Raw genomic sequence first — 24,104 nt, 5'->3', positions numbered from 1 at the left:
CCGCATACACGACAAGACCTCACTTCTGGGGGCATACGGCCCACGCCATGCCATCTCGGACCCCATCGCCGTTCGGCCGCGTCATACCTGGGTATCACGCGAGAACGGTGCGGAGGGACGATGCGCGGGCGACCGGGCCGTCGATAGGTTCGCCGGTATGGACCACCAGGGGGATGAGGCGCTCGCCGTCCGGGCGCGCGGCCTGACCAAGACCTACGGCAGCGGCGACGCGCAGGTGCGCGCCGTCGACCACGTCGACCTCGATGTCCCCGCCGGTGTGCTCACCGCGGTGATGGGACCGTCCGGCTCAGGCAAGACCACGCTGGTGCATCTGCTCGCCGGCCTCGACCGCCCCGACGGCGGCCAGGTGTGGGTGGGCGGCGACGAGATCACGGCGATGAAGGACCGCGCCCTGGCGAAGGTGCGCGGGCGCATCATCGGCTTCGTCTTCCAGGGCTTCAACCTGCTGCAGACCATGACGGCGCGCGAGAACATCGTGCTGCCGCTGCGGCTCAACGCGCTGGCCCCGGACGATGCCTGGCTCGACGCGCTCGTGGACATGCTCGGCATCGGGCGCGAGCTCGAGCGGCGACCCTACGAGATGTCGGGCGGCCAGCAGCAGCGCGTCGCGATCGCGAGGGCGCTCATCACCAAGCCGCGCATCGTGCTCGCCGACGAGCCGACGGGCAACCTCGACACCCATGCCAGCGCGGAGATCCTCGCGCACCTGCGGCAGTCGTGCCGCGAGCTCGGGCAGTCCGTGGTGATGGTGACCCACGATCCGACGGCGGCGTCCTACGCGGGCCGCGTGCTGCTCTTCGCCGATGGCAAGGTCGCCGGCCACGTCACGGATCCCACGCCCGACGCCGTGCTCGCCGGGCTGGACGCGCTCGCAGGGGTCGAGCGATGAGGAGCGCGGCGACGATGGTCGCCGGCATCGTGGGCGGCGCGGTGATGACCGCGCAGGTCCCGTGGCACCTCGACCAGTGCGCCTCGATCTGCGCGATGTCCTCGGACCCGGTCTCCTGGCGCTCGATCGCCGCGCTCGTGGTGGTCCTCGCGATCCCCGCCGCGCTGCTCACCGCGGTGCTCGTGTGGACGCTCGGGATCCGGCCGGCCCCGACGCACGAGGCCGCGGTGCACGCCGCGCTCGGCGAGGCCGCTCACGCGGGCGTGGTTCGCGCGGCCCTCATCGGCCTGCGCGACGGCGCCGCGGTCGCCGCGGCCGCGTACGCGATCTCCGGGTCGCTCCACGTGGCGCAGGAGACGTCGCACGGCTGGGAGCCCTTCACCACCTTCACGGACCTGTGGACGACGCGCGCCATCGAGGCGGTGCTGCTCACGCTCGTCCTCGCCGCCGCGCACGCGCTGGCCGTCTGGCGCCCGCAGCGTTCGCCCGCCGCGCGGCTGCGGGAGGACGCCGAGCCGCTGCCCCCGGCCCGCTTCGGCAGGGGCGCGCGTGCCGCCGCGGGGATCGGGGCCGCGGCCGTCGGGGTCATCGTGGGCCTCGCGCTCACCACCGACCAGGGCGGGGCGGCCGCGGTCGTGGCCGCCGGCGTCGCCTATGCGGTCGCGTGGGTCGCGGCCATCGGCCTGGTGCTCGGCGCGGTGCTGCCGTGGGCGCGCACCCTCGCGCCGCGCTTCGTCGCGCTCGCCGCGGGGCTCGCGGACGGTGCCGGTGCGCCGCGGCTGGCCGCCGTGCTGGCGGCGCGCGCGTCGTCCCCGACCAGGGCGACAGGACGCGCGGTCATGGCCGTCGGCGCGATCGCGTTCACGCTCGCCGCGTGGCTGGTGGTGCCGACGGGGGTTCAGCAGAGCGACCGGCTCGCGATGACGCTCATGGTGGGCGCGGAGGCGCCCGATCTCGCCACCGAGATCTCGGCGATCGCGGGCGTCGATCGCGTGGTGGTCGGCGAGGTCATGGGCCGGGACGACGGCACCCGCCCGGTCGTCGCCCTCGACCCCTCCGACCTCGCCGGCGTGGACGAGGACCTCGCGCGCGCTTTGGAGACGCATCCCGATGCGGTCGTCTCGAGCGCGACCAGCATGGACGACGTCCAGAGCGATGCGATCGCACCGGACGGGATCGTGCCGATGGTGCACAGCTCGGAGTCCTACGTGAACGCCGCAGATGTCGACGGCCGCGGGCAGGGCGCCGCGTACCTCGTCTACGTCGAGGCCGGCGCCGCCCGCGACGCGATCAGCATGGCCGTCGCCGACCTCGACGTCGGGGAGGCCTCGTGGGCGTCGTCGTCGTTCCGCTACAGCGACGAGCCCGGCACCTGGCAAGGGTTCATGCCCGTCACCCTGACGCTCGCGCTGCTCCTCGCGCCCCTCGCCCTCGGAGCGGTGCGCGCCGGCGGCCGGGACGCCGCGATGCTCGCGGCTCTCGGCGTCGAATCGCGCATCGTGCGGCACGCGCTCGTGATCGAGAGCGCCGTGGTGGCATCGGTCGCCGTGGCGGCGGGCGCCGCCGCGGGCGTCGGCACGCGCATGGCGATGTCCGGGCTGGGCGCCGCGAGGCGCTCGCTCGGCGGCGTCCTTGTGGACTCCTACCCCGCGCTCATGCTCGAGTCCGTGCCGTGGGTTCACGTGATCGCGTGGGCCGGCGTCATCTTCTCGGTCTTCGTGGCGGTGACGGCGGTCGCGGCATCGGCGATCCACCTCGACACGCCCGCCGAGGCGCTGCGGGACGGCGAGGTCGCGCGATGAGGAACGCGGCGTCGTGGTCGCTCGTGGCGGCGGGCGTCACGCTCGGGCTGGTCGCGCCGCCCCTGTGGCAGCCGGCCGATGGCGGCTTCGGATACTCGCCGATGCTCGGGATCGCCCTCCTGCCCGTGCTGACGGGCCTCATCGCGGCGGTGACGGGCACACTTCGCTCGGCGCACCTGGCGACCCGGCGTGCCGAGCTCGCCTCGCGGAGTGCGCTCGGGCAGTCCCGGACGTCCCTGATCGGCGCCGAGGCGCGACGCGGCGTCGCCGCCGGCGGCGTGTGGGGCCTCGGCGCGCTGCTCGCCGGCTCGGTGACGCGACAGCTGGTCGCAGGCTTCGGCGGCGCGGCACCCGACTGGCTGGCAGCGGTGACGCTCACGTTCTTCGCGATCGCCCTGGTCTCGGGCGCGGCGCTCGGGTGGACCGCCAGCGCGGCGTGGGCCACGCGCGGCCGAGGCGAGGACGATGCTCCCGCGGGCCAGGCGCGCCGCCGCCGCCCGCGGTGGACGTGGGTCGCGGGAGGGTTCGCGCTGCTCGGCCTCGCGTGCGTCGCCACCGGCTGGCCCGACGTCTACTCCGCGCCCTTCGAGGTCGCCGTCGCGATCGCGGCGGCCATCGGGCTGTACCTCGCCCTCCCCGCGCTCCTGGTGCGGTGGGGCGCGCTGCTCGGCGCGCGCATCGTCATGCGGTTCGCGGCGCTCCTGGGGAAGGGCGCGGATCCCGCGAGCGCGCGGGCGCTCGGGTCGCACGCGTTGGTGCGCCCCGCGCCGCTGCGCGCGGCGGCGATCGGAGCCATCGGGTTCGTGATCGCCGCGGCGTCCGGCGCGACGGTCGCGATCAACGGCAACGCGGCGCGCAACGACGTGGCGCAGACACTCGCGCCCGACGCGGTGGTGGCCTCGGTGGCCACCCTGGGCGAGGACGCCTCCTCCGCCGAGGCAGCACCCGGCTGGGCGCCGGCGCTCGACCCGGCGATCGTCGCCGCGCTCGAGGCAGACCCCCGGCTGGTCGTGGTTCCGGCCGCCGCGCTCACCACGTCCGTGGCGCCGCTTCCCGGCGACCTCGCAGACTACGACGGCCAGCTGGGCGGCGGCGGCACGATCCTGGCGGTCGAGAACGACTCGCTCGACGGCCTCGGACCGTCCGGCCTCCGTGCGGCCTACCTGGGCGATGCCGTGGTGATCGACGTCGCACCCGAGGTGCTGGTGGTCGGCGACGTCGACGTTCGGGTCGACACCCCGGCGGTCGCGGCGCCCTTCGCGGCGATCGAGCGGACGTGGGCGGAGGAGACCTTCGGTCCGGCGCCGGACTCCGCGCTGCTGGTCTACGCGGCGTCGAGCGTGCCCCGGGCGCCGGGCGACGCGTCGCAGGCGAGCGACGTCCACGACGTCCTCGCCGGGCATGCGCTCGAAGGCGCGTACGTCTCGGCCAGCCCCGACTACTACTGGCCCGGGGAGTCGCGTGCCGATGCGTGGAGCCTCACGCTCCTCGCAGGCCCCTTCCTGCTGGGCGCGGTCGCCATCGTGGTGGTGCTCGCGGCAGCGACGCAGCGGCTACGGGCGCGAGAGCACGCGACGCTCGTCGCACTGGGGGCACAGGCGAGGACGATGCGCGCCGCGGCAGCGCTCGAGGCGGCCGTGGTGACGGGCGTCGGCGCGGTGCTCGGGCTGGTCGCCGGGCTCACGCTCGGGCTGGCGACGTCCTCCCTCAACGGCGCCGGCGGTGGGGCCATCCGGCTGTGGAACATCGGCTTCGACCTGACCCAGGTCCCCTGGGCCGCGCTCATCGGGCTGGCGGCGCTGTCCGTCGGCCTCGCGGCCGGGCTCGCTGCCCTGGTGCGGGTGCGAGCCGATGCGCTCTCCCCGGCCGAGCAGCTGCGGGACGCGGAGAAGGAGGGCGTGCTGTGATCCTCGACCTCATGAAGGCGCAGGCGCGGGCCCACCGCGGCTACCTCGCCTGGACAGCGGCGATGCTCACGCTCGGCGTCTCGCTCGCGGGCTACGCGGCGTTCTCAGCAGCGCAGCAGGACGCCGTCGACAGGTTCGCCGCCGAGGCGTACGGCATCGCCGCACCGTGGTCGCGTGAGCTGTCCGTGGGCGCCGCAGAGGACCCCTCGTCGATGGCCCTCGACAGGCTCGACGCGATCCTCGACGCCACGGATGCCGAGGGCGCCGGAACCGCCGCCACGCTGGAGAGCCTTCCCGCCCGGGTGTCCTCGCCGGTCGGCGAGGTCGAGTGGTGGGCCGACGTGGTGGGCGGTGTCCGGGGCGCTGCCGACTGGGACACGCTCCTTGTGGAAGGCGAACGACCCGGTCGCGGCGAGATCGCCATGGCGTCGCTCTGGCACACCCGAGGCGGGGTGCGGATCGGCGACACGGTCACCGTGACCGGCGACCTGTCCACGCCGGACGGGGTGTGGAGCAGCATCGATCTGGGCAGCTTCCAGGTCTCCGGCTTCCTGCGCGATGGTGCCGACGGCCGCTACGCGGCGAGGCCGTTCGACGCGATCCTCGAGTGGGACGATGCAGTGGGCACGTGGGACACCTGGCTTGCCGCGCAGCGCGAGCTCGACGCCTTCGCGTACGACTACAGCGCGGGCGCCTCGGTGGGGGCGGCCACGGAGACTCCTGCGCTCGAGGCGCTCGGCACCGCCACGGGGTGGACGCCCCCGGGCATCCTCGACGTCGAGGCGCGCAACCGCCTCTTCGGGCTCGCCGCCACCGCGGTGGTGCTGGCGGTCGCGATGATCGGCATGGCCTTCGCCGTGGGCCGCTCGCAGGCGCAGGCCCGCAGCCGGTGGGTGGCGACGGCGCGCGTGCTCGGTGCGCGACGCTCCGCGATCGCGATGGCGACGGCAGCCGAGGTGCTGCTGGTCGGGCTGTTCGCGGGCGCGGCGGGCGCGGCGATCGCGTGGGGAGCGGTCGCCGCCGAGTACTCGTCCTTCGCCGCCGCGCACCCGACCGCGCTCATCCCGCCAGGCGTGGACATCGCGACATGGCTGATCCTCGCGGCCGGTGCGCTGGGGCTCGGCGTGGCCGCGGTCCTCGGGGCGATCCCCGCGTTCTGGGCGGCGCGGGTCGCCCCCGCGGCGGCGCTCAAGCCGGTGGTGCCCGCCACCGAGGAGGCGGCCGGACCGCGCGTGACGTCGGGGTGGATCCTCGGCACGTGGAGCGCGCTGCTCGTTGCGCTGGTGGCGCTCGGGTGGCCCGGCGACGCTGGAGGTGCCCGCCGCATCGTGACAGGCATCCTCGCCACAGCCCTGGTGGTCGGCACCGTGCCGATGCTGATGCGCGCCGCACGGATCCTGGTGGCCGCGGCCGCACGTCGCCTTGCGCGCAGCACCGTGCCCTGGGAGCTCCCCGCCGGGGATGCCATCCTCGGGCGGCTTCGGATCGCAGCGATCCCCGCAGGCGTGATCGCGATCGGCACCGCTGCCCTGACCGCGGCGCTCGCCTGGCATGTCCTCGCCGCCGTGGGCGAGAGCGCGGTCGGCCGCGTCACCATCGCGCCATGGGGGTGGCTGCCCGGTGGAACCGAGGCCCTTTACGTCTCGGTCTTCCGTGACCCGTTCATGGCGACCGCGATCGCCGGGCTCGGAGCGCTGGTGCTCGTCGCCTTCGCGTCCTTCGCCTCCGGGGTCCGTGCGTCGGCCGCGGAGGACGATGCACGACGCGCCCTCGGTCTCGCCGCCGGCACGGCGCGGGCGGCGATGGCGGTGCGCTTCGCGGTGCCGCTGCTCATCGGCGTCGCACTCGGGATGGCGACGGGCCTCGCGTGCGTGCTGCTCACCTTCCACGGAAGCGCCTGGGACCCGAACCTCCCGCTCGGCTACGAGGGCATCCTCGAGTCGCAGCCCGTGGGTCCGGCCTGGGCGCTCGCGCACGCGGGGAACCTGGCGGAGCCGATGATCGCGATCCTGCTCGCCGCGCTCCTCGCGATCAGCATCGGCGCGGCTGCGGCGGCAGCGACGCTGGTCCGCGACAGCGAGGTGACACGGGTCTAGGCCCTCGTCGCGCTCATCCAGCGCCTCGCGAGGTGCTCGATGCTCGAAGATCGCAGAATCGAGCACTGCGCACCTCCCAGCGCGCGCGGTCGGCGTGGACTACAGGCTCAGCGGCAGCAGCGCGGAGAGGTCCGAGCGCTCGCCGGACGCATCGACGTCCCCCGCGGCGACCGCATCGTCCCAGCGCACGCGACCGGTGACCAGGCCCAGCCAGGTCTCGGCGGACATCTCGACCACGGCAGGCGGGGTGCCGCGGCGGTGCACCGAGCCCTCGACCGCCTGGACGGCGCCCCACGGCGGGACGCGCACCTCCAAGGACCGCCCCGGTGCGACGGCCGCGAGCTCCTCGAGCGAGAAGCGCACCGCCATCGCGACCATCCCCGGCTCGGCGTTCCCGGCGTCGGTGAGCGCGGCCCACTGTGCGACGGCGGCGCGTCCGGCGGCGACGGGGATACGGCGACGTGCTGGCATGCGCTCAGCCTCCCACGGCCGCGAGCGCCCGCGCGGCCGCACCTGCATCGTCGCCCGCGCGCAGGGGCGCGAGCGTGAAGGAGAGCGTGTGGGGCTCGTCGCCCGCGACCGTGGCGAAGGGCAGCGCGCGCTCGCCCCAGGTCAGGCCCAGGCCCTGCTGCACGGCGTCGATGCTCAGATGCGTCAGCCCATCGCGCTCGAGCTCGAACGGGTGGCCCGCCTCCGCGAGCGCCGCCTCCGTCACCGGCAGGGTCGCGGTCTCGAGCGGCGCGTCGCCCGCGACCACCAGGAGCCCCGCGCCCGCATCGTCCGTCACGGCCCACCACTCGACGCCGGTGTGGTTGCCGGTCGCCTGCGGGCGGACATTGTCGAAGACCTGGTCCTCGACCGTCGACCTCCACATCGAGATGAGCGCGCCTGCATCGCGGTCGCGCCATGTCTCATGCGGGCCGGCGCCCAGCCAGCGCAGCTGCGAGAGCTCGCCGGGAAGCGTGAGCTCGATGCCCACGGCAGGGATCTCGAAGGCACGCGAGGTCGCGCCGAGCGTCGCGTCCACCGCGATCGCGCCGTCGCCGGTGACGGTGTAGACGGCCTCCCAGGCGGGGCTGCCGGCCGCGGGCACGGTGGCCGCGACGTGGACGGTCGCCGCATCAGGTCCGGCGTCGACCCCCACCGAGACGTCCTCGAGCGCCTCGCCCGCGCCCTTCCATGACAGCGCGTTGTCCGTGACGCCGTTGAGCAGGTCGTTCTGCGTGGGGGCGCGCCAGAAGTCGGGGTGCCACGGCTCGGCGAGGAGCTCGATGCCGTCGACCGCGTAGGACGCGAGCGCGCCCGTCGTGATGTCGAAGGAGGCCGCGAAGCCATGGCCGGAGACGGTCGTCATCCCGGCTGCCTCCTCGACCGAGACCTCGCCCCGCTCGCCCGGCGCATCGACCGCCCCGCCGTCCCACGGCATCGTCACCTGGAGCGCGGCGACCGTGTGCCCCGCGGGCGCCCACGCGGTGTCGGAGGCAAGCGAGAAGGAGACCGTCACCCGGTACGTCGCGCCCGGGACCGGGTCCGCGGGCTCCGTCACGGGCAGGTCGACCCAGCCGGTCTCGCCCGGTGCGAGCGCGACGTCCAAGGGACCCGAGGCGAGGGCCACGCCGTCCGCCTCGAGCACCCACGTCGCGTCGAGGGCCGCGAGGTCCGTGAAGAGGTGCTCGTTGCGCAGCTCGATACGTCCGGCCTCGAGATCCGTGTCCACGATCTCGACCGGCGCGTAGACCGCGGCGAGGTCGAGCAGCTCGGGCTGCGCCTCGCGGTCGGGGTTCACGATCCCGTTGAGCGTCCACGCGCCCGACGTGGGCAGCTCGCCCCAGTCGTCGCCGTAGGACAGGTACGTCGATCCGGCGGGGGCATCGTCCGCGACGGGAAGCGCCGCGACGCCGCCGTCGATCGGCAGGCGGATCGACTGGTCCGCCCACTGCCACACGAAACCGCCCTGCATCTCGGGGCTCGTGTCGACGACCTCCCAGAACTCCTCGATGCCGCCCAGGCCGGCGCCGAGCGCGTGCTGGTACTCGGTCATCATCCAGGGCCGCCCGTTGGTGGTCGCCGCGCGCTCCTCGAGCGTCGACACGTAGGGGTAGAACACCCCGTCGATGTCCGCGACCGTGCTGTCCTCCTGGAAGTGGACCAGGCGCGTGGGGTCGGTGGCGCGCAACCAGTCCGCGGCCTTCGCGAACACGTCGCCGGGCCCGATCTCGTTGCCGAGCGACCACCACAGCACCGAGGCATGGTTCTTGTCGCGCTCGTACATGCTCACGATGCGGTCCAGGACGGCGGCGTCCCACTCCGGGGCGCCGTCGGGGAACGGGCGCAGGTCGTGGGTCTCGAGCGCAGCCTCGTCGAGGACGTACATGCCGATCTCATCCGCGAGTCGGTAGAGCGCGGGGCTCGCCGGGTAGTGCGAGGTACGGACCGCGGTGATGTTCGCCTCGCGCATCGCGACGAGGTCCGCGCGGGTCTGCTCCTCGGTGAGCGCCTGGCCCGTGTCCGGATGCATCTCGGAGCGGTTGACCCCCTTGATGTCGAGCGGCATGCCGTTGAGCGTCATGAGCCCGTCGACGATCCCGAACTCGCGGATCCCGATGCGGGTCGCGACGGTCTCGATCACGTTGTCGCCATCGAGGAGCTCGTAGACGAGCGTGTAGAGGTACGGGTCCTCGGCCGACCACAGGCGCGGATCATCGACAGGGATGGCGGACGATGCCCCGGTCGCCTCCCCGACCACGGCGCCCGTCGCATCGTGCAGCGACGCGCGCACCGTCGCGTCGCCCACGACGTCGAGGGTGGCCTCCACGGTGGCGCTGCGAAGGTCGTCGGCGACGTCGGTGGTCACGGTGTGGTCCGCAAGGAAGGACTGCGGCGTCGAGTACAGCTCGACCTCGCGGAAGATGCCCGACAGGTCGATCTGATCCTGGTTCTCGAGCCAGGACCCGTCCGACCACCGGTGCACCAGCACCGCGACGGTGTTGGCGCCCGGCCGGATCGCGGCCGTGAGGTCGAACTCCGCGGGCGCGTACGAGTCCTCGCTGTAGCCCACCTCGACGCCGTTCACCCACACCGTGAACGCGGACTTCACGCCCTGGAAGGCCAGGACGATGCGACGACCGCCCCAGTCCTCGGGCACGTCCACCTGACGCCGGTAGGAGCCGACGGAGTTGTGCGCGTCGGGGATCTCGAACGGCGTGAGCTCCCCGTAGGCCTCCCAGGGGTACTGCTCGTTGAGGTAGACGAGGTCGCCCGACTCGGCGTCCCCGTAGCCGTCGAGCTGCCAGTGATGCGGCACCTCGACCGTGTCCCAGCCGCCGACATCGGTGGCCGGGTCCACGAAGTCCAGGCTCGCTTCCTCAGCGGTGGGCGACCACCGGAAGCTCCACTCGCCGCTCAGCGAGAGGAGCCACGGCGAGGCCTCCTCTGCTTCATATGCACCGAGCTCGAGCGCGGTCGCGGCGTCTGCCACGGGGATCGCGCGCGCCGCGGCCTCGAGCCGGTTCACCTCGAACACCTCGGGGGTGCCGGCCCACGGGGTCGGGTCGGAGCGCGTGAGGACCACGGCCGCGCCGACAGCGAGCGCGAGCGCGCCGGCGAGCGCCACCCAGCCGCGTGCCCTCATGCCCGACCCGCGCATCGCCCCTGGCGGAGGCCTCAGGCGAAGCGCGAAGGAAGCGGAGCCTCCCAGGCCTCGGTGAGCTCCGCCACCGGGACCTCGAACTGGCCCTGGACGTCGAGCATGTCGCCGCCGGTGACGCCCACGCGCGCGAACGGCACGCCGCGCGCCTCGAGCATCGCCACGAAGCGCGGCTCCTCGGTGCGCGGCACCGTGAGCAGCGCACGGCCCTGCGACTCGGAGAACAGCGCCTGCGCGGGGGTCAGGCCGTCGCGCTCGCACACCTCGTCGAGGACGATGCGCGCGCCGACGCCGTAGCGCAGCGCGCCGTACGCCGCGGCGGCCGCGAGGCCGCCCTCGGAGACGTCACGAGCCGCATCGACCAGGCCGTCGCGCGAGCACGCGATGAGGATCTCCGCGAGCTCCTTCTCCCACGCGAGGTCGAGCACCGGCGGAAGACCGCCCAGGTGACCCTGAGTCGAGGCCAGTTCGCTTCCGTCGAGCTCCGGCTTGGTGGCGCCGATGAGGAACAGCAGCTGGCCGTCCTCGCGCCAGCCCGACGGGGTCGCGCGGGCGACGTCGTCGAGGATGCCGAGGATGCCGACGATGGCCGTGGGGTTGATCGAGGAGTCGATCCGCCCGGGCTCGCCCGTGCCGTTGTAGAGCGAGACGTTGCCGCCGGTGACCGGGACGCCGAGCTCCTGGCACGCATCGGCAAGGCCGCGGATGGCCTCCGCGAACTGCCACATCGAGTCGGGGTCCTCGGGCGAGCCGAAGTTCAGCCCATCGGTGACGGCGGTCGGCTCGGCGCCCGCGATCGCGACGGCGCGGAAGGCCGCCGCGACGGACTGCCGCGCGCCGTTGTACGGGTCGAGCTTGGTGAAGCGGTCGTTGGAGCGCGTGGCGATCGCGACGCCGCGCCCCGTCGTCTCGTCGACGCGGATGACGCCCGCGGTGTCCGGGCGCGCGGCGGCGGTGTTGCCCTGCACGTAACGGTCGTACTGGTTCGTGATCCAGGTCCGCGAGGACATGTTCGGGCTGCTGAGGAGCGTGAGGAAGGCCGCCCGCATCGCCTCGCCGGTCGCCGGGAGGTCGCCCGCGAAGGCATCGGCCTGGAGGGCGTCCATCCACGCGGGGCGGTGGAACGGGCGGTTGTACACCGGGCCGTCGTGCGCGACGGTGCGCGGGTCCACGTCGACGATGCGCTCGCCGTGGTGGTCGATGGTGAGACGGCCCGAGTCGTTGACCTCGCCGACCACGGCGGTCTCGATGTCCCACTTGCCGGTGATCTGGAGGAACTGGTCGAGCTTCTCCGGCGTGACCACGGCCATCATGCGCTCCTGCGACTCCGACATGAGGATCTCGCCGGCGTTCAGCGTGGGGTCGCGCAGCAGGACGTCGTCGAGCCACACGTGCATGCCGCCCGAGCCGTTCGAGGCGAGCTCCGACGTCGCGCACGAGATCCCGGCCGCGCCGAGGTCCTGGATGCCCTGGACCACGTCCGCGGCGAACAGCTCGAGGCAGCACTCGATGAGCACCTTCTCCATGAACGGGTCGCCCACCTGGACGCTCGGGCGCTTGGCGGGGACGCCGTCCTCGAAGGTCTCCGAGGCGAGGATGGACGCGCCGCCGATGCCGTCGCCGCCGGTGCGGGCGCCGAAGAGCACCACCTTGTTGCCCACGCCCTCGGCGGAGGCGAGGTGGATGTCCTCGTGCTTCATCACGCCCACGCACAGCGCGTTGACCAGCGGGTTGCCCTGGTAGCAGGAGTCGAAGCGCGCGCCGCCGCCGATGTTGGGCAGGCCCAGCGAGTTGCCGTAGCCGCCGACGCCGGAGACCACGCCGTGGACCACGCGGGCCGTGTCGGGGTGGTCGATCGCGCCGAAGCGGAGCTCGTCCATCGCGGCGACCGGGCGGGCACCCATCGCGAGGATGTCGCGGACGATGCCGCCGACGCCGGTCGCGGCGCCCTGGTACGGCTCGACGAAGGACGGGTGGTTGTGGGACTCGACCTTGAACGTGACGGCCCAGCCGTCGCCGATGTCGACCACACCGGCGTTCTCGCCGATGCCGACCATCAGGCGCTCCTTCATCTCAGGAGTCGTCTTCTCGCCGAACTGGCGCAGGTGCACCTTCGAGGACTTGTAGCTGCAGTGCTCCGACCACATGACCGAGTACATCGCGAGCTCCGCGTTGGTGGGGCGGCGGCCCAGGAGGTCGCGGATGCGCTGGTACTCGTCGTGCTTGAGGCCGAGCTCACCCCAGGGCTGCTGCTCGTCCGGAGTGGCGGCCGCGTGCTCGACGGTGTCGAGGTGGGCGGCGGGCTGGGCGGGGGCGTCGGTCATGGTGTCCTCGTGAGAGTGCCGGCGGATACCCGGCAATCCTAGCCGCGCGCTCCCCGGCGGATGGCCCCGCGGCCCCGGGGGGCTCAGTTGGTGAAGCCGGGCGCCGTGACGGTCGCGTCGGGGTCGATGAGCACCACCGAGTCCGCCGCGCCGCACGAGGCGGTCCAGGAGTCCGCGAGCGCCGCGTCGGCCGCGACCGCAGGGTCGAGCACCTGCACATCGGTCGGATGGTCGTATACGAGTGGCGCATCGGCCACGCGCTCGCCGGCGGGAGCAGTGAGCCAGGGCCCGGAGTGGGAGAGGCCGATGCCGGGGATGGTGGCGCTGAACCCATCGACCAGCAGCACGCCGATGCGGGCCTTGCCGTCGGTGACCAGCTCCGGGCACACGGTGAACAGCCCGCGCGTCTCGAGGCTCACGTAGCCCTCGATCTCGGTCGACTCGCCGGTCCAGGCCGACGCCTCGTAGGTCGGCACCTCCGCCGGGCGATCCCACAGGACGGCCGTCGCGACCACCGCGAGCGCCGCTCCCGCGACCGCCACCCCTGCCGCCGCCGCGCGTGTGGCCGATGACTGGTCCTTCACCTGCTGCTGAGCTGCCCCCATGGAGCCGTTCTAGCAGGTAGGGGCGGGCATCACCAGGGGATTCGCACTACTCGAGGACGGCGAGCGGGGTCATCGCCGCGTAGAGATCCGCCTCGCCGCACAGGTCGACCCACTGCTGGGCGACCACAGCATCGTCCGGATCGTCGACGTCGAGCAGCGTGCCCTCGAGCGTGGTGGCCCGGTCCCGCGGCATCACGGTCCCGGAGGCACGGTCGCGCACCTCCGCGTCTGACCGATCGAGCACTGCACGCGGGATCACGCCGAACCGGTGCGCGGTCCACGTGTCGGGCAGGATCACGCCCACCGACTGCGCGCCCTCCCCCATGGCCCCCGAGACGCAGACCGTCCACCACCCGTGGGGCTCGACCACCACGTCGCTCACCGGCACGCCCTCACCGGCGTGGTCGCCCGTGTAGGTCGCCGTGCGCGCGGGCGCCTCCCACAGCCCGAACCAGGCGATGACCACCACCACCGCCGTCATCGCCGTCAGGCCTGCTATCCGCAAGGCGCGCATGGGTCCATCTTGTCCGGTTCGCGCCACGCGTCAATCGGAGCCCGCGCCCGGAACACGTGCGGATCGTGTCGGACCTGCGGCTCGCTGGGGCACATCGCGTGCGAATCGTGTCTCGCTGCGCGGAGCTCCCCCGCACGATCCGCGCCGATTGCGACGTCGCGAGGGCGCGACACCGCACGATCAGCACGTGGTGCGGCGGGAGCACCGGGCGGCGCGAGGAGGCTCAGCCTCGGAGCGCCTCCGCCACGGCATCCGCCAGCTGCTCGACGGGCAGCCCCGGCGCATGCACGTGCACGCCCTCCGCGTCCTCCCACAGCACCCGGTCCACCCCGGGAAGCTCCCCGAGCGCGTCCGCGACGGCGTGCATCCGCGCCTCGGTGAGCGTCTCGACGATGCGCGGGTGGAGCGCCACGGTGTAGGTGTAGTCGTCGAGCCACGGGGTCTGCACGGTGACGGTCGCGTCGAAGCCGTCGATCTCGATGGTGCGGAAGGCGAGGTCCTCGGCCTTCCCGAGCCGCTCGAGGAACGGGGCGCGCAGCAGGAGCCCTCGACGGTCGTCCTCGCTGAGCGGGGCATCCTCGGGGCGCGTCGGCAGCTCGACGCGGGCCGCGACGCGCAGCGCCGCGAGCACCTCGACGGTGAGCAGGCCCGGCGCCCACACCTCGAGGATGTGGTGGCTGCGGAACAGCACGCGCTGGATGCCGGGCGCGGCGTCGCACCCGCGCAGGAAGCGCAGCAGCGCGGCCTCGTCGATCGCACCGGCCGCGAGCATGACGATCGCGTGGTGCGTCGCATCGGACGGCGTCCCGGGTGCGTGCCCGGGCCCGGCATCGTTCACCACCAGGCCGGGGTCCTCCTCGCTGAGCGGACCGAGCACCTCGGACAGCGCCGCGCGCGGCAGCTCCGCGGGACGCTCGACCTTCCGCAGGAGACCGCCCTTGGGGATGAACGACTCGCGCACCTCGGCGGGGGTGTCGAAGTCGGCGTAGGAGAGCTCGCCGCTGGTGTCGAACCAGCGCAGCACGTCCTCGACGGCGTCCCATGAGGCGCGGCCGTGCCCCATCGCGGCCACCGCGTACGGCAGCATCGCGACCGGCGGGCCGCCGGGGCCCAGGACGGGGTCGAGGTACGTCGGCGCGGACTCGCGCTGGTCGAGCCCCCACGACATCGGACGATGCGCATCGGCCAGGCCGCCGATGTACACGAGCAGCCCGTCGATCAGCGCGGCGCCGTGCATGGTGAGCTCCTGGCCGAGCTCCGAGCGGTAGGCCCAGTCGGGCTTCACGGCGGAGCGGTCCTTGCGCAGGTCGCGCGTCACCCAGTCGACGGTGGGGCGCAGCTCGGCCGCGGTGAAGTGCAGGTCATGACCCGTCGCCTTGCGCAGGCGCGTCGCGAGGTACTCGGCGCTCTTGGGGCTCGAGGCGAGCCACGCCTGGAACCACGCATCGGCCTCGTAGAAACGGCGCTCGTCCCCGTCGGCGGTGAAGAAACCCATCGCGCCAGGCTAGCCGCCCCGTGCACGGGTACCCTCGCCTCACCGGAAGGAGCGACCATGACCCAGACACCCGAGCGCGAGATCCTCACCTGGCAGGGCTACGGCGACGCCTCGCGCGAGCTCGCGCAGATGGTGGTCGACTCGGGCTACGAACCCGATGTGGTGGTCGCCGTCGCGCGTGGCGGCCTGCCGGTCGGAGGCGCGATCTCCTACGCGCTGGGGACCAAGGGCGTCGGCACGCTCAACGTCGAGTTCTACACCGGCATCGACGAGCGCCTGCCCGCGCCCGTGCTCCTGCCGCCGCTGCTCGACACCGACGCCATGAAGGGCCTCAAGGTCCTCATCGCGGACGACGTCGCGGACACCGGCGAGACGCTCGCCCTGGTGAAGCGCCTCATGGAGGAGCACGCCGGCGAGGTCCGCACGGTGGTGCTGTACGCGAAGTCGCACTCGGTGATCGACCCCGACTACGTCTGGAAGCGCACCGACCTCTGGATCACGTTCCCGTGGTCGGCGCTCCCGCCGGTCACGCCCGGCAAGCCGCACCCCGAGGAGGGATAGCGGGTCATACCTGGGTATCACCCAGGAACGATGCGCGGGGACGATGCGGCGCTCGGCGCCGCGTCGCTAGCGTGGCCGCCATGCGAGGGATCTTCGGGGGACTGAACGGCGCTCTGGTGCGCGAGCAGTGGCGCGCGCAGCGCCGCTACACGCTGACGGCGGGGGTGATGGTCGCGCTCGCGACGGGGCTCGCGGCGTTCACGCTCTCATCCCTGGCGACCTCGGCGGCCGTGAGCGACGAGATCTCCCGGGCGCGCGGGTACGACGCCGAGCACCTGGCGACGCTCAACGGATGGAGCGACGGCCCCGGCATCATCGATGGCGAGACCTGGGACGACTGGAATTCCGTGACGCCCGAGGAGGCGTCGGCGATCGCCGACGATGCGAGGGCCCAGGGCATCGACGTGACCACGAGCGCCGTCGTGTACGCGAACCTGGACCACGACGAGACGACCACCTATCTCGCTGCGGTGGAACCCACCGCCGGCACGGACATGCTGTACTCGGGCCGGCTGCCCGGCCCGGGCGAGGTGGCGCTCGCCTCCCGGTACGCCGAGCTGCGCGGCTACGCGATCGGAGATGCCGTCACCGTCACCGCGACATCGACCGACGGTGTGCCGGACGCCCCACCTGTGCCGCTGACCCTGGTGGGCCTCATCAAGTCCGTCGGCTACGAGGACGCGGCCGCCGACTCGGCAGGCCTCATCTCGCCCGAGAGCGTGGATGCGATCGCACGGACCGGCGGGTTCTGGCCGATGGTCAACGAGGCCGGAGAGCGCACCGGTCGCTACGACATCACCTTCGCGTGGGACGGCCCGATGATCGACGCCCTCGCGGGGGACGCCCAGACCTTCGAAGGCGCGGAGCCCCTGTGGTCGGGGTACCTGGGGGTCGGAGAATGGCTCGCCGTCCTCGGCGCGGCCCTGCTCGCGACCGTGGCCGTCGGCGCCGCCCTGGCCGCCGGCCGTGCGCAGGGCGAGGCGCGCACGCAATGGGTGGCGACCGCTCGCGCGCTGGGTGCGACGCGACGCGACATCGTGACCGGCGGCATCGTCGAGGGCCTCGCCGTCGGGCTCGTCGCGGGCGCCGTGGGCATCGTCGCGGGCTGGGCCGCCGAGGCGTGGGCCTACGCCGCCACGGGACAGGCCCGGCCCGACATCTTCGGACCCGGCGTCGCGGTGCTGCCGTGGGGGTACGCCGCGGTCCTGTGGGGGCTCGCGATGGTGCTCGCGCTCGTGATCGGGCTGGTCCCTGCGCTGTGGGCCTCGCGCGTCGCGCCGAGCGCAGCGCTCAGCCCCCGCGGCGCGACCCACCAGCGCGACGCCGAGCCGCGGAGCCGCCGCGTGCCGCTGACCTGGCTCGCGGGTATCGGAGCCCTGGCACTGGCCGTGGCGGCGGGGAACCCGCCGAGCACCACGGGAGGGATCGACGCGATCGCGGTCGGCGCGTGGATCGCGGTCGCCGTCGTCGCAGCGGCGCTCGGCGTGCTCGCCGTCCGGGCCGCGCTGCCACACGTGAGCGGGGCGTTGGCCCGCACGGGACGCCCGTCGCTGGTGCTCGCCTCCCACGCGTTGCACCACCGCACGGGCGGGCTCACCGCGGCGGCCACCGGCCTTCTGCTCGCCGCCGGCCTGACCTTCGGCGCGGTGGAGACGACGGTGATGGCCACGGCGCTCGCCTACGACGACGACCTCTTGGCCGCCGGGGCGACACTCGCGACGTGGGACCTCGTGGTGGACGCCCTGCTGGCCTGGTGGCTCGGGGGCGCGCTGCTGCTCATGGCGGGCGGCTTCATGGTGGGCCTCGCGGAGTGGATGGGCCGCGGCGCCGCGCTGCGCGAGGCCGCCACCGCAGGAGCGCTCGGCCTCGACCGCCACGGGCGCCAGATCGCGGCGATCGCGCGGGTGGCGGTGCCGATGGGCCTCGGCGTGCTCGCGGGCACCGCGCTCGGGCTGCTGGGCGTGGCGACGTTCGAGGTCTGGGAGCAGCTCGGCGCGGGCGCCTCGACCATCCTCGCTCGCGACCTGCCGGTCCTGATGCTGCGCGCACTGGTCGCCGCTCTGGGCATCCTGGCCGGCGGGGCCGCGGGCGTGGGCGTCGCGTCCCTCTTCGCGGCGCGGGGGGTCGACGCCCGCTCGCCGCAGGAGGCCGAGCGGATCTCGCGCTGAGCCTTCCCCGGCGCGCGCCCCGCTGACACATGGGTGCCCGCACCCAGCGCTGTGCGGACACCCATGTGTCAGCCTGCGTCCGGGAGCGCCGCCGCGCGGCCCGCTCAACCCTTCATCTGCGCGAGCTGGATGAGGTTGCCCACGGTGTCGTCGATCACAGCGACGGCGACCGGGCCGAAGTCCATCGGCGGCTGGACGAAGGCGACCCCGAGCCCGGTGAGACGCTCGTGCTCGGCGTCGAGGTCGTCGACCGCGAGCTGGGTCGCGGGGATGCCGTCCGAGACGAGCGCGTCGCGGAAGGGGCCGACAGCAGGGTGCCCGGCAGGCTCGAGCAGCAGCTCGACCCCCGGCGCGCCGGGGTTGCCGACCGTGAGCCAGCGGTTGCCGTCGCCCATGGCGATGTCCTGCCGGGCCTCCAGCCCGAGCACGCGCGTGTAGAAGTCGAGCGCCTTCGACTGGTCGGAGACGAAGATGCTGGCGAGGTGGATGCGGATCATGAGGACTCCTTGTCGGGCCAACGGCGTGCGATCGCGCGCAGCGGCCGGGTGTCGAGGGTGTGCAGCCGCGTGCGGCCCTGCCGTCGCGAGGACACGAGCCCGGCCTCCTCGAGCACCGCGAGGTGCTGGGAGACGGCCTGGCGCGTGAGGGAGATGCCGTGGTCGCCCAGGAGGCGCGTGGTGATCTCGAACAGGCTCTGGTCGTCGCGGACGGTGAGCACGTCGAGGATCGCGCGCCGGGCGGGCGCGGCGAGGGCGTCGTACACATCGGCCACACGACCACGATAGGCAAGCCCAGGCTTGCATGCAAGTGAAGGCTTGCCCATGAGCGCCGCTCGCACCCCTAGACTGACGCGCATCACCAGCCGGGAGGACGCCATGACGTACGCAGGAGACCTGACGCCGCACGAGGCATGGAAGCTGCTCGAGGACGAGCCGGACGCGATCCTGGTCGACGTGCGCACCGAGGCCGAGTGGCGCTTCACCGGGGTGCCCGACGCCTCCGGCCTGGGCAAGCAGCCCGCGCTCATCGAGTGGGTGACCTATCCGACCATGCAGCGCAACGAGGGCTTCCTGGACCAGCTCAAGGCCACGGGGGCGGAACCCGGCCGGCCCATCGTGTTCCTGTGCCGCTCCGGTGCGCGTTCCATCGGCGCCGCCGAGGCGGCCACGGCGGCAGGCCTGGGCCCGGCGTACAACGTGCTCGAGGGATTCGAGGGCGCGACCGACGAGCACGGCCACCGTGGCTGGCAGGGATGGAAGGGTGCAGGCCTCCCCTGGCAGCAGGGCTGACGCCGCGCCGGACCACGGGACGGGACGATGCGCGCGTCGTCCGGTCGCGCATCCGCCGGTCGCGCATCGTCGAAGCGATTCGACGCGGGCGCGTCGAGGTGGTTCAATGAACCGCGCGGCACCAACGACGGCGCCGTAGCCACGACAGCACAGGAGCACCTCCCATGGCCGAGCTCGACCTTCCCGTCGACCAGCTGCGCACGTTCACCGCGGATCTCGACGCGCCCGAGGACCTCGACGCGTTCTGGGAGACGACGCTCGCCGAGTCGCGCGCCGCACGCCGGCCGACCTCCATCTCCGAGCCCGTGGTCGACCTTCCCGGCCTCACCGTCCGCGACGTCACGTTCTCCGGCTTCGGCGGCGACCCCATCCGCGCCTGGCTCGCGACCCCCAAGGGCGCGACCGACCTGCCCGTGGTGGTCGAGTACATCGGCTACGGCGGCGGCCGCGGCCTCCCGTACGAGTACTCGCTGATCCCCGCGGCCGGCTACGCGCACCTGGTCATGGACACGCGAGGCCAGGCCTCGGCGTGGGGCAACGGCGGCGACACCGCCGACCCGCATGCGACCGGGCCGTCCGTCCCCGGCTTCATGACGCGCGGCATCGAGTCGCCCGAGACCTACTACTACCGGCGGGTCTTCACCGATGCGGCCCTCGCGGTCGATGCGGCGCGCGAGCTCCCGGGGGTCGACGCGGGACGCGTCGCGGTCAAGGGTTCGTCGCAGGGCGGCGGCATCGCGATCGCGGCCGCATCGCTCGCGGACGGCGTGGGTGCGGCGCTCATCGACGTGCCGTTCCTGTGCAACTTCCCGCGCGCGATCCGCATGACGGACTCGGACCCGTACGCAGAGATCCGCCGCTACCTCGCGGTCCACCGCGGCGGGGTCGACGCCGTCCACCGGACGCTCGCCTACTTCGACGGCGCGAACCTCGCGCCGAGGGCCACGGCACCGTCGGTCTGGTCCGTGGCGATCATGGACGACATCTGCCCGCCGTCCACCGTGTACTCGGCATACAACGCGTACGCGGGACCCAAGAGCATCGTCGAGTACGCCTTCAACGGCCACGAGGGCGGCCAGATGCACCAGGTCGAGCACCACCTCGCGCTGCTCGAGCAGGCGCTCGCCAGGCAGACGGCGGCCTGACGGCGGCGCACCGCGGCGATCAGCCCGCGCGACAGTAGATTTGCCTTGTTGTCGCGCACAACATAAAGTGACGGCAGGGTGTTTCGAAACGCTTCGAAAACGCCCAGAACGAGACGGAGCACCCATGGCGACCATTGCGGAGGTGGCGGAAGCCGCAGGCGTGTCCATCAGCACGGTCTCCTACGCCCTCAGCGGCAAGCGCTCGATCAAGCCCGCGACGCGCGATCGCGTGCTCGCGGTCGCCGCGGAGCTGGGCTACTCCCCCAACGCGAGCGCGCGCATGCTGGCAGCCCAGCGCTCCCAGATCATCGCCGTGAGCGAGCCCGTCCACGCCGACACCGACGACACCGCGCACATGACGTTCGCGATGGAGACCACCAAGGCGGCGCGAGTCGCGGGCTACGACACGCTGCTGCTGGTCCACGACGACGCGGTCGAGGGCATGAGCCGCTCCGCCGCGACCTCGCTCGCCGACGGGATCGTGGTGCTCGACGTCGACGAGGACGATCCGCGCGTCGAGCTCTCGCGCACCCTGTCGTGCCCCACCGTGTTCATCGGGCTGCCCGCGGACACCGACGGCCTGGTCTGCATCGACCTCGACTTCGAGGCCGCGGCCCGCATCGCGGTCGACCGCCTGGTCGACTCGGGCCACCGCGCGCTGGGGCTCATCTCGCACCGCGAGGACACCGTGCTGCGCGGCTCGAACTTCCCGCGGCGCTTCCTGCGCGGGTTCATCGCCCAGGCCGAGGCCCGCGGGGTCGCCTATGCCGTGACCCACCCGCACGGCCACACGGCGCAGGGCAGCGTGGACCGGCTGCTCAAGAAGCTCCCCGAGCTCGACGGCATCGTGCTCAACACCACCACGGACGTCGCGGCCTCGCTCAGCCCGGCGCTCGCCACGCACGGTCTGTCGATCCCCGAGGACGTCTCGGCGATCGCGGCGGGCGTGACGTTCTCCACCGGCCGGTTCGCCGTGCCTCTCGACGTCATCCCGCTGGATGCGCATGCCTCGTGCGAGGCGGCCGTCCGGCTGCTGGTGACGGCGATCGAGACCGGCGAGCACACCCCCCAGACCGTGCTGCTCGTCCCCGACTACCGCGAGGCGGGCTCCGTCCTCGCACGGAGCCGTGCGCCCCTGACACCCCACCCGTGATCGCGCGCAACGTCGCGCGCGACCTGACGGCGGCGCATCGTCGCCACGAGAGGACCCCAGACCCGCCATGAAGTTCACCGACGGATTCTGGCTGCGACGCCCCGGCGTCGACGCCCACTACGCGGCCGAGGCGTACGACCTCTGGGCGGACGGCGACACGCTCACCGTGCACGCCCCCACCAAGATCATCCACACGCGCGGCGACACGCTCGGCGGCGCCGTCCTCACGGTGACGCTCTCGTCGCCGCTCGACGGCGTGATCCGCGTGCGCATCGACCACCACCAGGGCGCGCATCGTTCCCCGGGCTTCCGGATGCCGGGAGCGACGGAGGGGGTCGGCGTCGCCGCGACGGACGATGCCGGCGGCACCTTGACCTCGGGCAGGCTCACCGCGCGTGTGGGCAAGGGCGCGCCGTGGAGCCTCGACTTCGAGGTCGACGGCAAGCGCGTCACCGGCTCGGGCCACCGCTCGCTCGGGTACATGGAGCTCGCCCCCGGCGCACCCGTGGCCGCCGAGCCGGTGGGCGTCACGCCCTACTCCGCGACCGGGCTCGCCCCGCATCGTTCCTACGTCCACGAGCAGCTAGACCTGGGCGTCGGCGAGACCATCTACGGGCTGGGAGAGCGCTTCGGGCCGTTCGTGAAGAACGGCCAGACGGTCGACATCTGGAACGCCGACGGCGGCACCAGCTCCGAGCAGGCGTACAAGTCGATCCCGTTCTACCTGTCCTCCCAGGGCTACGGCGTGCTGGTCAACCAGCCCGAGCACGTGAGCTTCGAGGTCGGCTCCGAGACCGTCGAGCGGGTCCAGTTCTCCACGGGCGGCGAGTCGCTCGAGTACCTGGTCTTCGCCGGCCCGACGCCCGCCGACGTCATCGAGCGCTACACCGCCCTGCTGGGGCGTCCGCCCCGCGTCCCCGCGTGGTCGTTCGGCCTGTGGCTGTCGACCTCCTTCACCACGGACTACGACGAGGGCACCGTCAACTCGTTCGTCGACGGGATGCGCGAGCGCGACATCCCGCTTTCGGTGTTCCACTACGACTGCTTCTGGATGCGCGAGTACAACTGGACCGACGGCGTCTGGGACGAGCGCGTCTTCCCCGATCCGGACCTCATGCTCAAGCGCATGCACGAGGACAAGGACCTCCACGTCTCCGCGTGGATCAACCCCTACATCGGCCAGCGCGGGCGCATGTTCCGCGAGGGCGCGGAGAAGGGCTACCTGGTCAAGCGGCCCGACGGCTCGATCTGGCAGTGGGACCTGTGGCAGCCCGGCATGGCGCTGGTGGACTTCACCAACCCCGAGGCCCGCGCGTGGTTCCAGGACCTCATCCGCACGCTCGCGCGCCAGGGCGTGGATGCGATCAAGACCGACTTCGGCGAGCGGATCCCCACCGACGTGGTGTGGCACGACGGCACGTCGCCCGAGGCGATGCACCACCTCTACACGCAGCTCTACAACGAGGCCGTGTGGGAGGCGCTCGTCGAGGAGAAGGGCGAGGGCGAGGCCGTGCTGTTCGCGCGGTCCGCGACCGCGGGCGGGCAGACGATGCCGGTGCACTGGGGCGGCGACAACTCGTCCTCCTACGTGTCGATGGCCGAGACCCTGCGCGGCGGGCTGTCGCTCATGAGCTCGGGCTTCGGCTACTGGAGCCACGACATCGGCGGCTTCGAGGGCACCCCGGATGCGGGCGTGTTCAAGCGCTGGCTCGCCTTCGGGCTCATGTCCTCGCACTCGCGCCTCCACGGCTCGAACTCGTACCGCGTGCCGTGGGCCTTCGACGAGGAGGCCGTGGACGTCGCGCGCGTCTTCACCAAGCTCAAGCTGTCGCTCATGCCGTACCTCTACGCCGCCTCGATCGAGACCACGCGGACGGGCATGCCGATGATGCGTCCCATGTTCGTCGCCTACCCCGGCGACCCGGCGTGCCAGCACCTGGACCGCCAGTACATGCTCGGCCCCGACCTCCTGGTCGCGCCCGTGATGAGCGAGTCGGGCGAGGTCACCTTCTACCTGCCCGACGGCGAGTGGACCTCGCTGCTCACGGGCGAGCGGGTGGCCGGCGGGCGTTGGCTTCATGAGACGCACGGCTTCGACTCGATGCCGCTGTACGTGCGCGCGGGGGCCGTGATGCCCCGCGGCACGCGTGACGACCGCCCCGACTACGACTACCTCGCGGACGTCGAGCTGGTCGTGTACCCGGGCGGAGCGGATGCGCGCGAGGTGGTGCTGCACGCGACCGACGGCTCGAGCGATACGGTCACGGTGACGGTCCGGGACGGCGAGCTCACCGCGGTGGGAGCCGGGGGCCGCACCTACGCGGTGCGGGAGGCCTGACCCGGGCCACCCCTCCCGAAAGTGGTACCTGGTGGTCGGGTTCGGGGGATCCCGCCGCCGCAGTGGTGCCTCAGTGTCGGTGGACGATGCGGTGGCGAGGCTGCTTCAGCCCGCCGCCGCGTCGACCATCACGGGGCCGTCCGTGGAGCGG

General features: G+C 73.2%; 18 protein-coding genes. 10 read left to right on the top strand and 8 right to left on the bottom strand.

All coding sequences use genetic code 11. The annotated features are described in order from the left end of the window. Positions 1-157: 157 nt before the first annotated feature. Genes AOM00_RS10625 through AOM00_RS10610 form a run of 4 tightly spaced genes read left to right on the top strand, consistent with a single transcriptional unit; the run spans position 158 to position 6,715 of the window. Positions 158-910 carry an ABC transporter ATP-binding protein gene (locus tag AOM00_RS10625; RefSeq protein WP_062517762.1) on the top strand — a complete coding sequence of 251 codons (753 nt, stop codon included), beginning with the start codon at positions 158-160 and terminating at the stop codon, positions 908-910. After that, a complete protein-coding gene (locus AOM00_RS10620) occupies positions 907-2,712 on the top strand; it encodes a hypothetical protein (protein WP_156159131.1) in 1,806 nt (601 codons plus the stop codon). Before AOM00_RS10625 ends, AOM00_RS10620 begins: the two co-directional genes overlap by 4 nt. Continuing rightward, on the top strand, positions 2,709-4,619 hold the full coding sequence (locus tag AOM00_RS10615) for an FtsX-like permease family protein (RefSeq protein WP_062517760.1): 1,911 nt from the start codon (positions 2,709-2,711) through the stop codon (positions 4,617-4,619). The genes AOM00_RS10620 and AOM00_RS10615 overlap by 4 nt, the downstream gene beginning before the upstream one ends. Continuing rightward, positions 4,616-6,715, top strand: a complete 2,100-nt coding sequence (locus AOM00_RS10610; RefSeq protein ID WP_062517759.1) for an FtsX-like permease family protein — start codon at positions 4,616-4,618, stop codon at positions 6,713-6,715. Before AOM00_RS10615 ends, AOM00_RS10610 begins: the two co-directional genes overlap by 4 nt. A gap of 99 nt (positions 6,716-6,814) precedes the next feature. Here the strand turns inward: AOM00_RS10610 and AOM00_RS10605 are convergent, their stop codons facing one another. From AOM00_RS10605 to AOM00_RS10580, 6 genes are all read right to left on the bottom strand, one after another. Further along, positions 6,815-7,186: a sterol carrier family protein gene (locus tag AOM00_RS10605; protein WP_062517796.1), complete on the bottom strand. Its 372-nt coding sequence runs from the start codon at positions 7,184-7,186 to the stop codon at positions 6,815-6,817. Positions 7,187-7,190: 4 nt separating this feature from the next. Next, on the bottom strand, positions 7,191-10,346 hold the full coding sequence (locus AOM00_RS10600) for a glycoside hydrolase family 2 TIM barrel-domain containing protein (protein ID WP_169746840.1): 3,156 nt from the start codon (positions 10,344-10,346) through the stop codon (positions 7,191-7,193). Positions 10,347-10,378: 32 nt separating this feature from the next. Then, positions 10,379-12,685 carry a phosphoribosylformylglycinamidine synthase subunit PurL gene (purL, locus tag AOM00_RS10595; protein ID WP_062517757.1) on the bottom strand — a complete coding sequence of 769 codons (2,307 nt, stop codon included), beginning with the start codon at positions 12,683-12,685 and terminating at the stop codon, positions 10,379-10,381. 83 nt (positions 12,686-12,768) lie between these two features. After that, positions 12,769-13,290: a hypothetical protein gene (locus tag AOM00_RS10590; RefSeq protein WP_156159130.1), complete on the bottom strand. Its 522-nt coding sequence runs from the start codon at positions 13,288-13,290 to the stop codon at positions 12,769-12,771. Positions 13,291-13,336: 46 nt separating this feature from the next. Further along, positions 13,337-13,804, bottom strand: coding sequence for a hypothetical protein (locus AOM00_RS10585; protein ID WP_156159129.1), 468 nt, complete (start codon positions 13,802-13,804; stop codon positions 13,337-13,339). Between the two features lie 223 nt (positions 13,805-14,027). Continuing rightward, positions 14,028-15,299, bottom strand: a complete 1,272-nt coding sequence (locus tag AOM00_RS10580; RefSeq protein ID WP_062517754.1) for a hypothetical protein — start codon at positions 15,297-15,299, stop codon at positions 14,028-14,030. A gap of 57 nt (positions 15,300-15,356) precedes the next feature. On the opposite strand from AOM00_RS10580, the gene AOM00_RS10575 reads away from it, so the two are divergent. Beyond that, complete coding sequence (locus AOM00_RS10575) at positions 15,357-15,860, top strand: phosphoribosyltransferase (RefSeq protein WP_062517753.1); 504 nt, start codon at positions 15,357-15,359, stop codon at positions 15,858-15,860. A gap of 80 nt (positions 15,861-15,940) precedes the next feature. After that, entirely contained in the window at positions 15,941-18,028 is a 2,088-nt protein-coding gene (locus tag AOM00_RS10570) for an FtsX-like permease family protein (protein WP_156159128.1), read from the top strand. 104 nt (positions 18,029-18,132) lie between these two features. Here AOM00_RS10570 and AOM00_RS10565 read toward each other — a convergent pair whose 3' ends face one another. Continuing rightward, the gene (locus tag AOM00_RS10565; protein WP_369345431.1) at positions 18,133-18,525 is read right to left on the bottom strand and encodes a VOC family protein; all 393 of its coding nucleotides are present in this window, start codon (positions 18,523-18,525) and stop codon (positions 18,133-18,135) included. Then, positions 18,522-18,800 carry an ArsR/SmtB family transcription factor gene (locus AOM00_RS10560; protein WP_062517751.1) on the bottom strand — a complete coding sequence of 93 codons (279 nt, stop codon included), beginning with the start codon at positions 18,798-18,800 and terminating at the stop codon, positions 18,522-18,524. The genes AOM00_RS10565 and AOM00_RS10560 overlap by 4 nt, the downstream gene beginning before the upstream one ends. Before the next feature lie 49 nt (positions 18,801-18,849). On the opposite strand from AOM00_RS10560, the gene AOM00_RS10555 reads away from it, so the two are divergent. The 4 genes from AOM00_RS10555 to yicI all read left to right on the top strand — a co-directional run bounded on the left by AOM00_RS10555 (position 18,850) and on the right by yicI (position 23,953). Continuing rightward, positions 18,850-19,317 carry a rhodanese-like domain-containing protein gene (locus AOM00_RS10555; protein ID WP_228373473.1) on the top strand — a complete coding sequence of 156 codons (468 nt, stop codon included), beginning with the start codon at positions 18,850-18,852 and terminating at the stop codon, positions 19,315-19,317. A gap of 164 nt (positions 19,318-19,481) precedes the next feature. Continuing rightward, positions 19,482-20,462, top strand: a complete 981-nt coding sequence (locus AOM00_RS10550) for an acetylxylan esterase (protein ID WP_062517749.1) — start codon at positions 19,482-19,484, stop codon at positions 20,460-20,462. Positions 20,463-20,586: 124 nt separating this feature from the next. Then, positions 20,587-21,615, top strand: a complete 1,029-nt coding sequence (locus tag AOM00_RS10545; RefSeq protein ID WP_062517748.1) for a LacI family DNA-binding transcriptional regulator — start codon at positions 20,587-20,589, stop codon at positions 21,613-21,615. Between the two features lie 67 nt (positions 21,616-21,682). Then, a complete protein-coding gene (gene yicI, locus AOM00_RS10540) occupies positions 21,683-23,953 on the top strand; it encodes an alpha-xylosidase (protein ID WP_062517747.1) in 2,271 nt (756 codons plus the stop codon). The last annotated feature ends 151 nt before the right edge of the window (positions 23,954-24,104 follow it).

The organism is Demequina gelatinilytica (genome assembly GCF_000971115.1).
In the GTDB taxonomy this organism is placed as follows: domain Bacteria; phylum Actinomycetota; class Actinomycetes; order Actinomycetales; family Demequinaceae; genus Demequina; species Demequina gelatinilytica.
The sequence above is the reverse complement of the archived record's forward strand: the minus strand, read 5'-3'. Positions and strand labels throughout refer to the sequence as shown.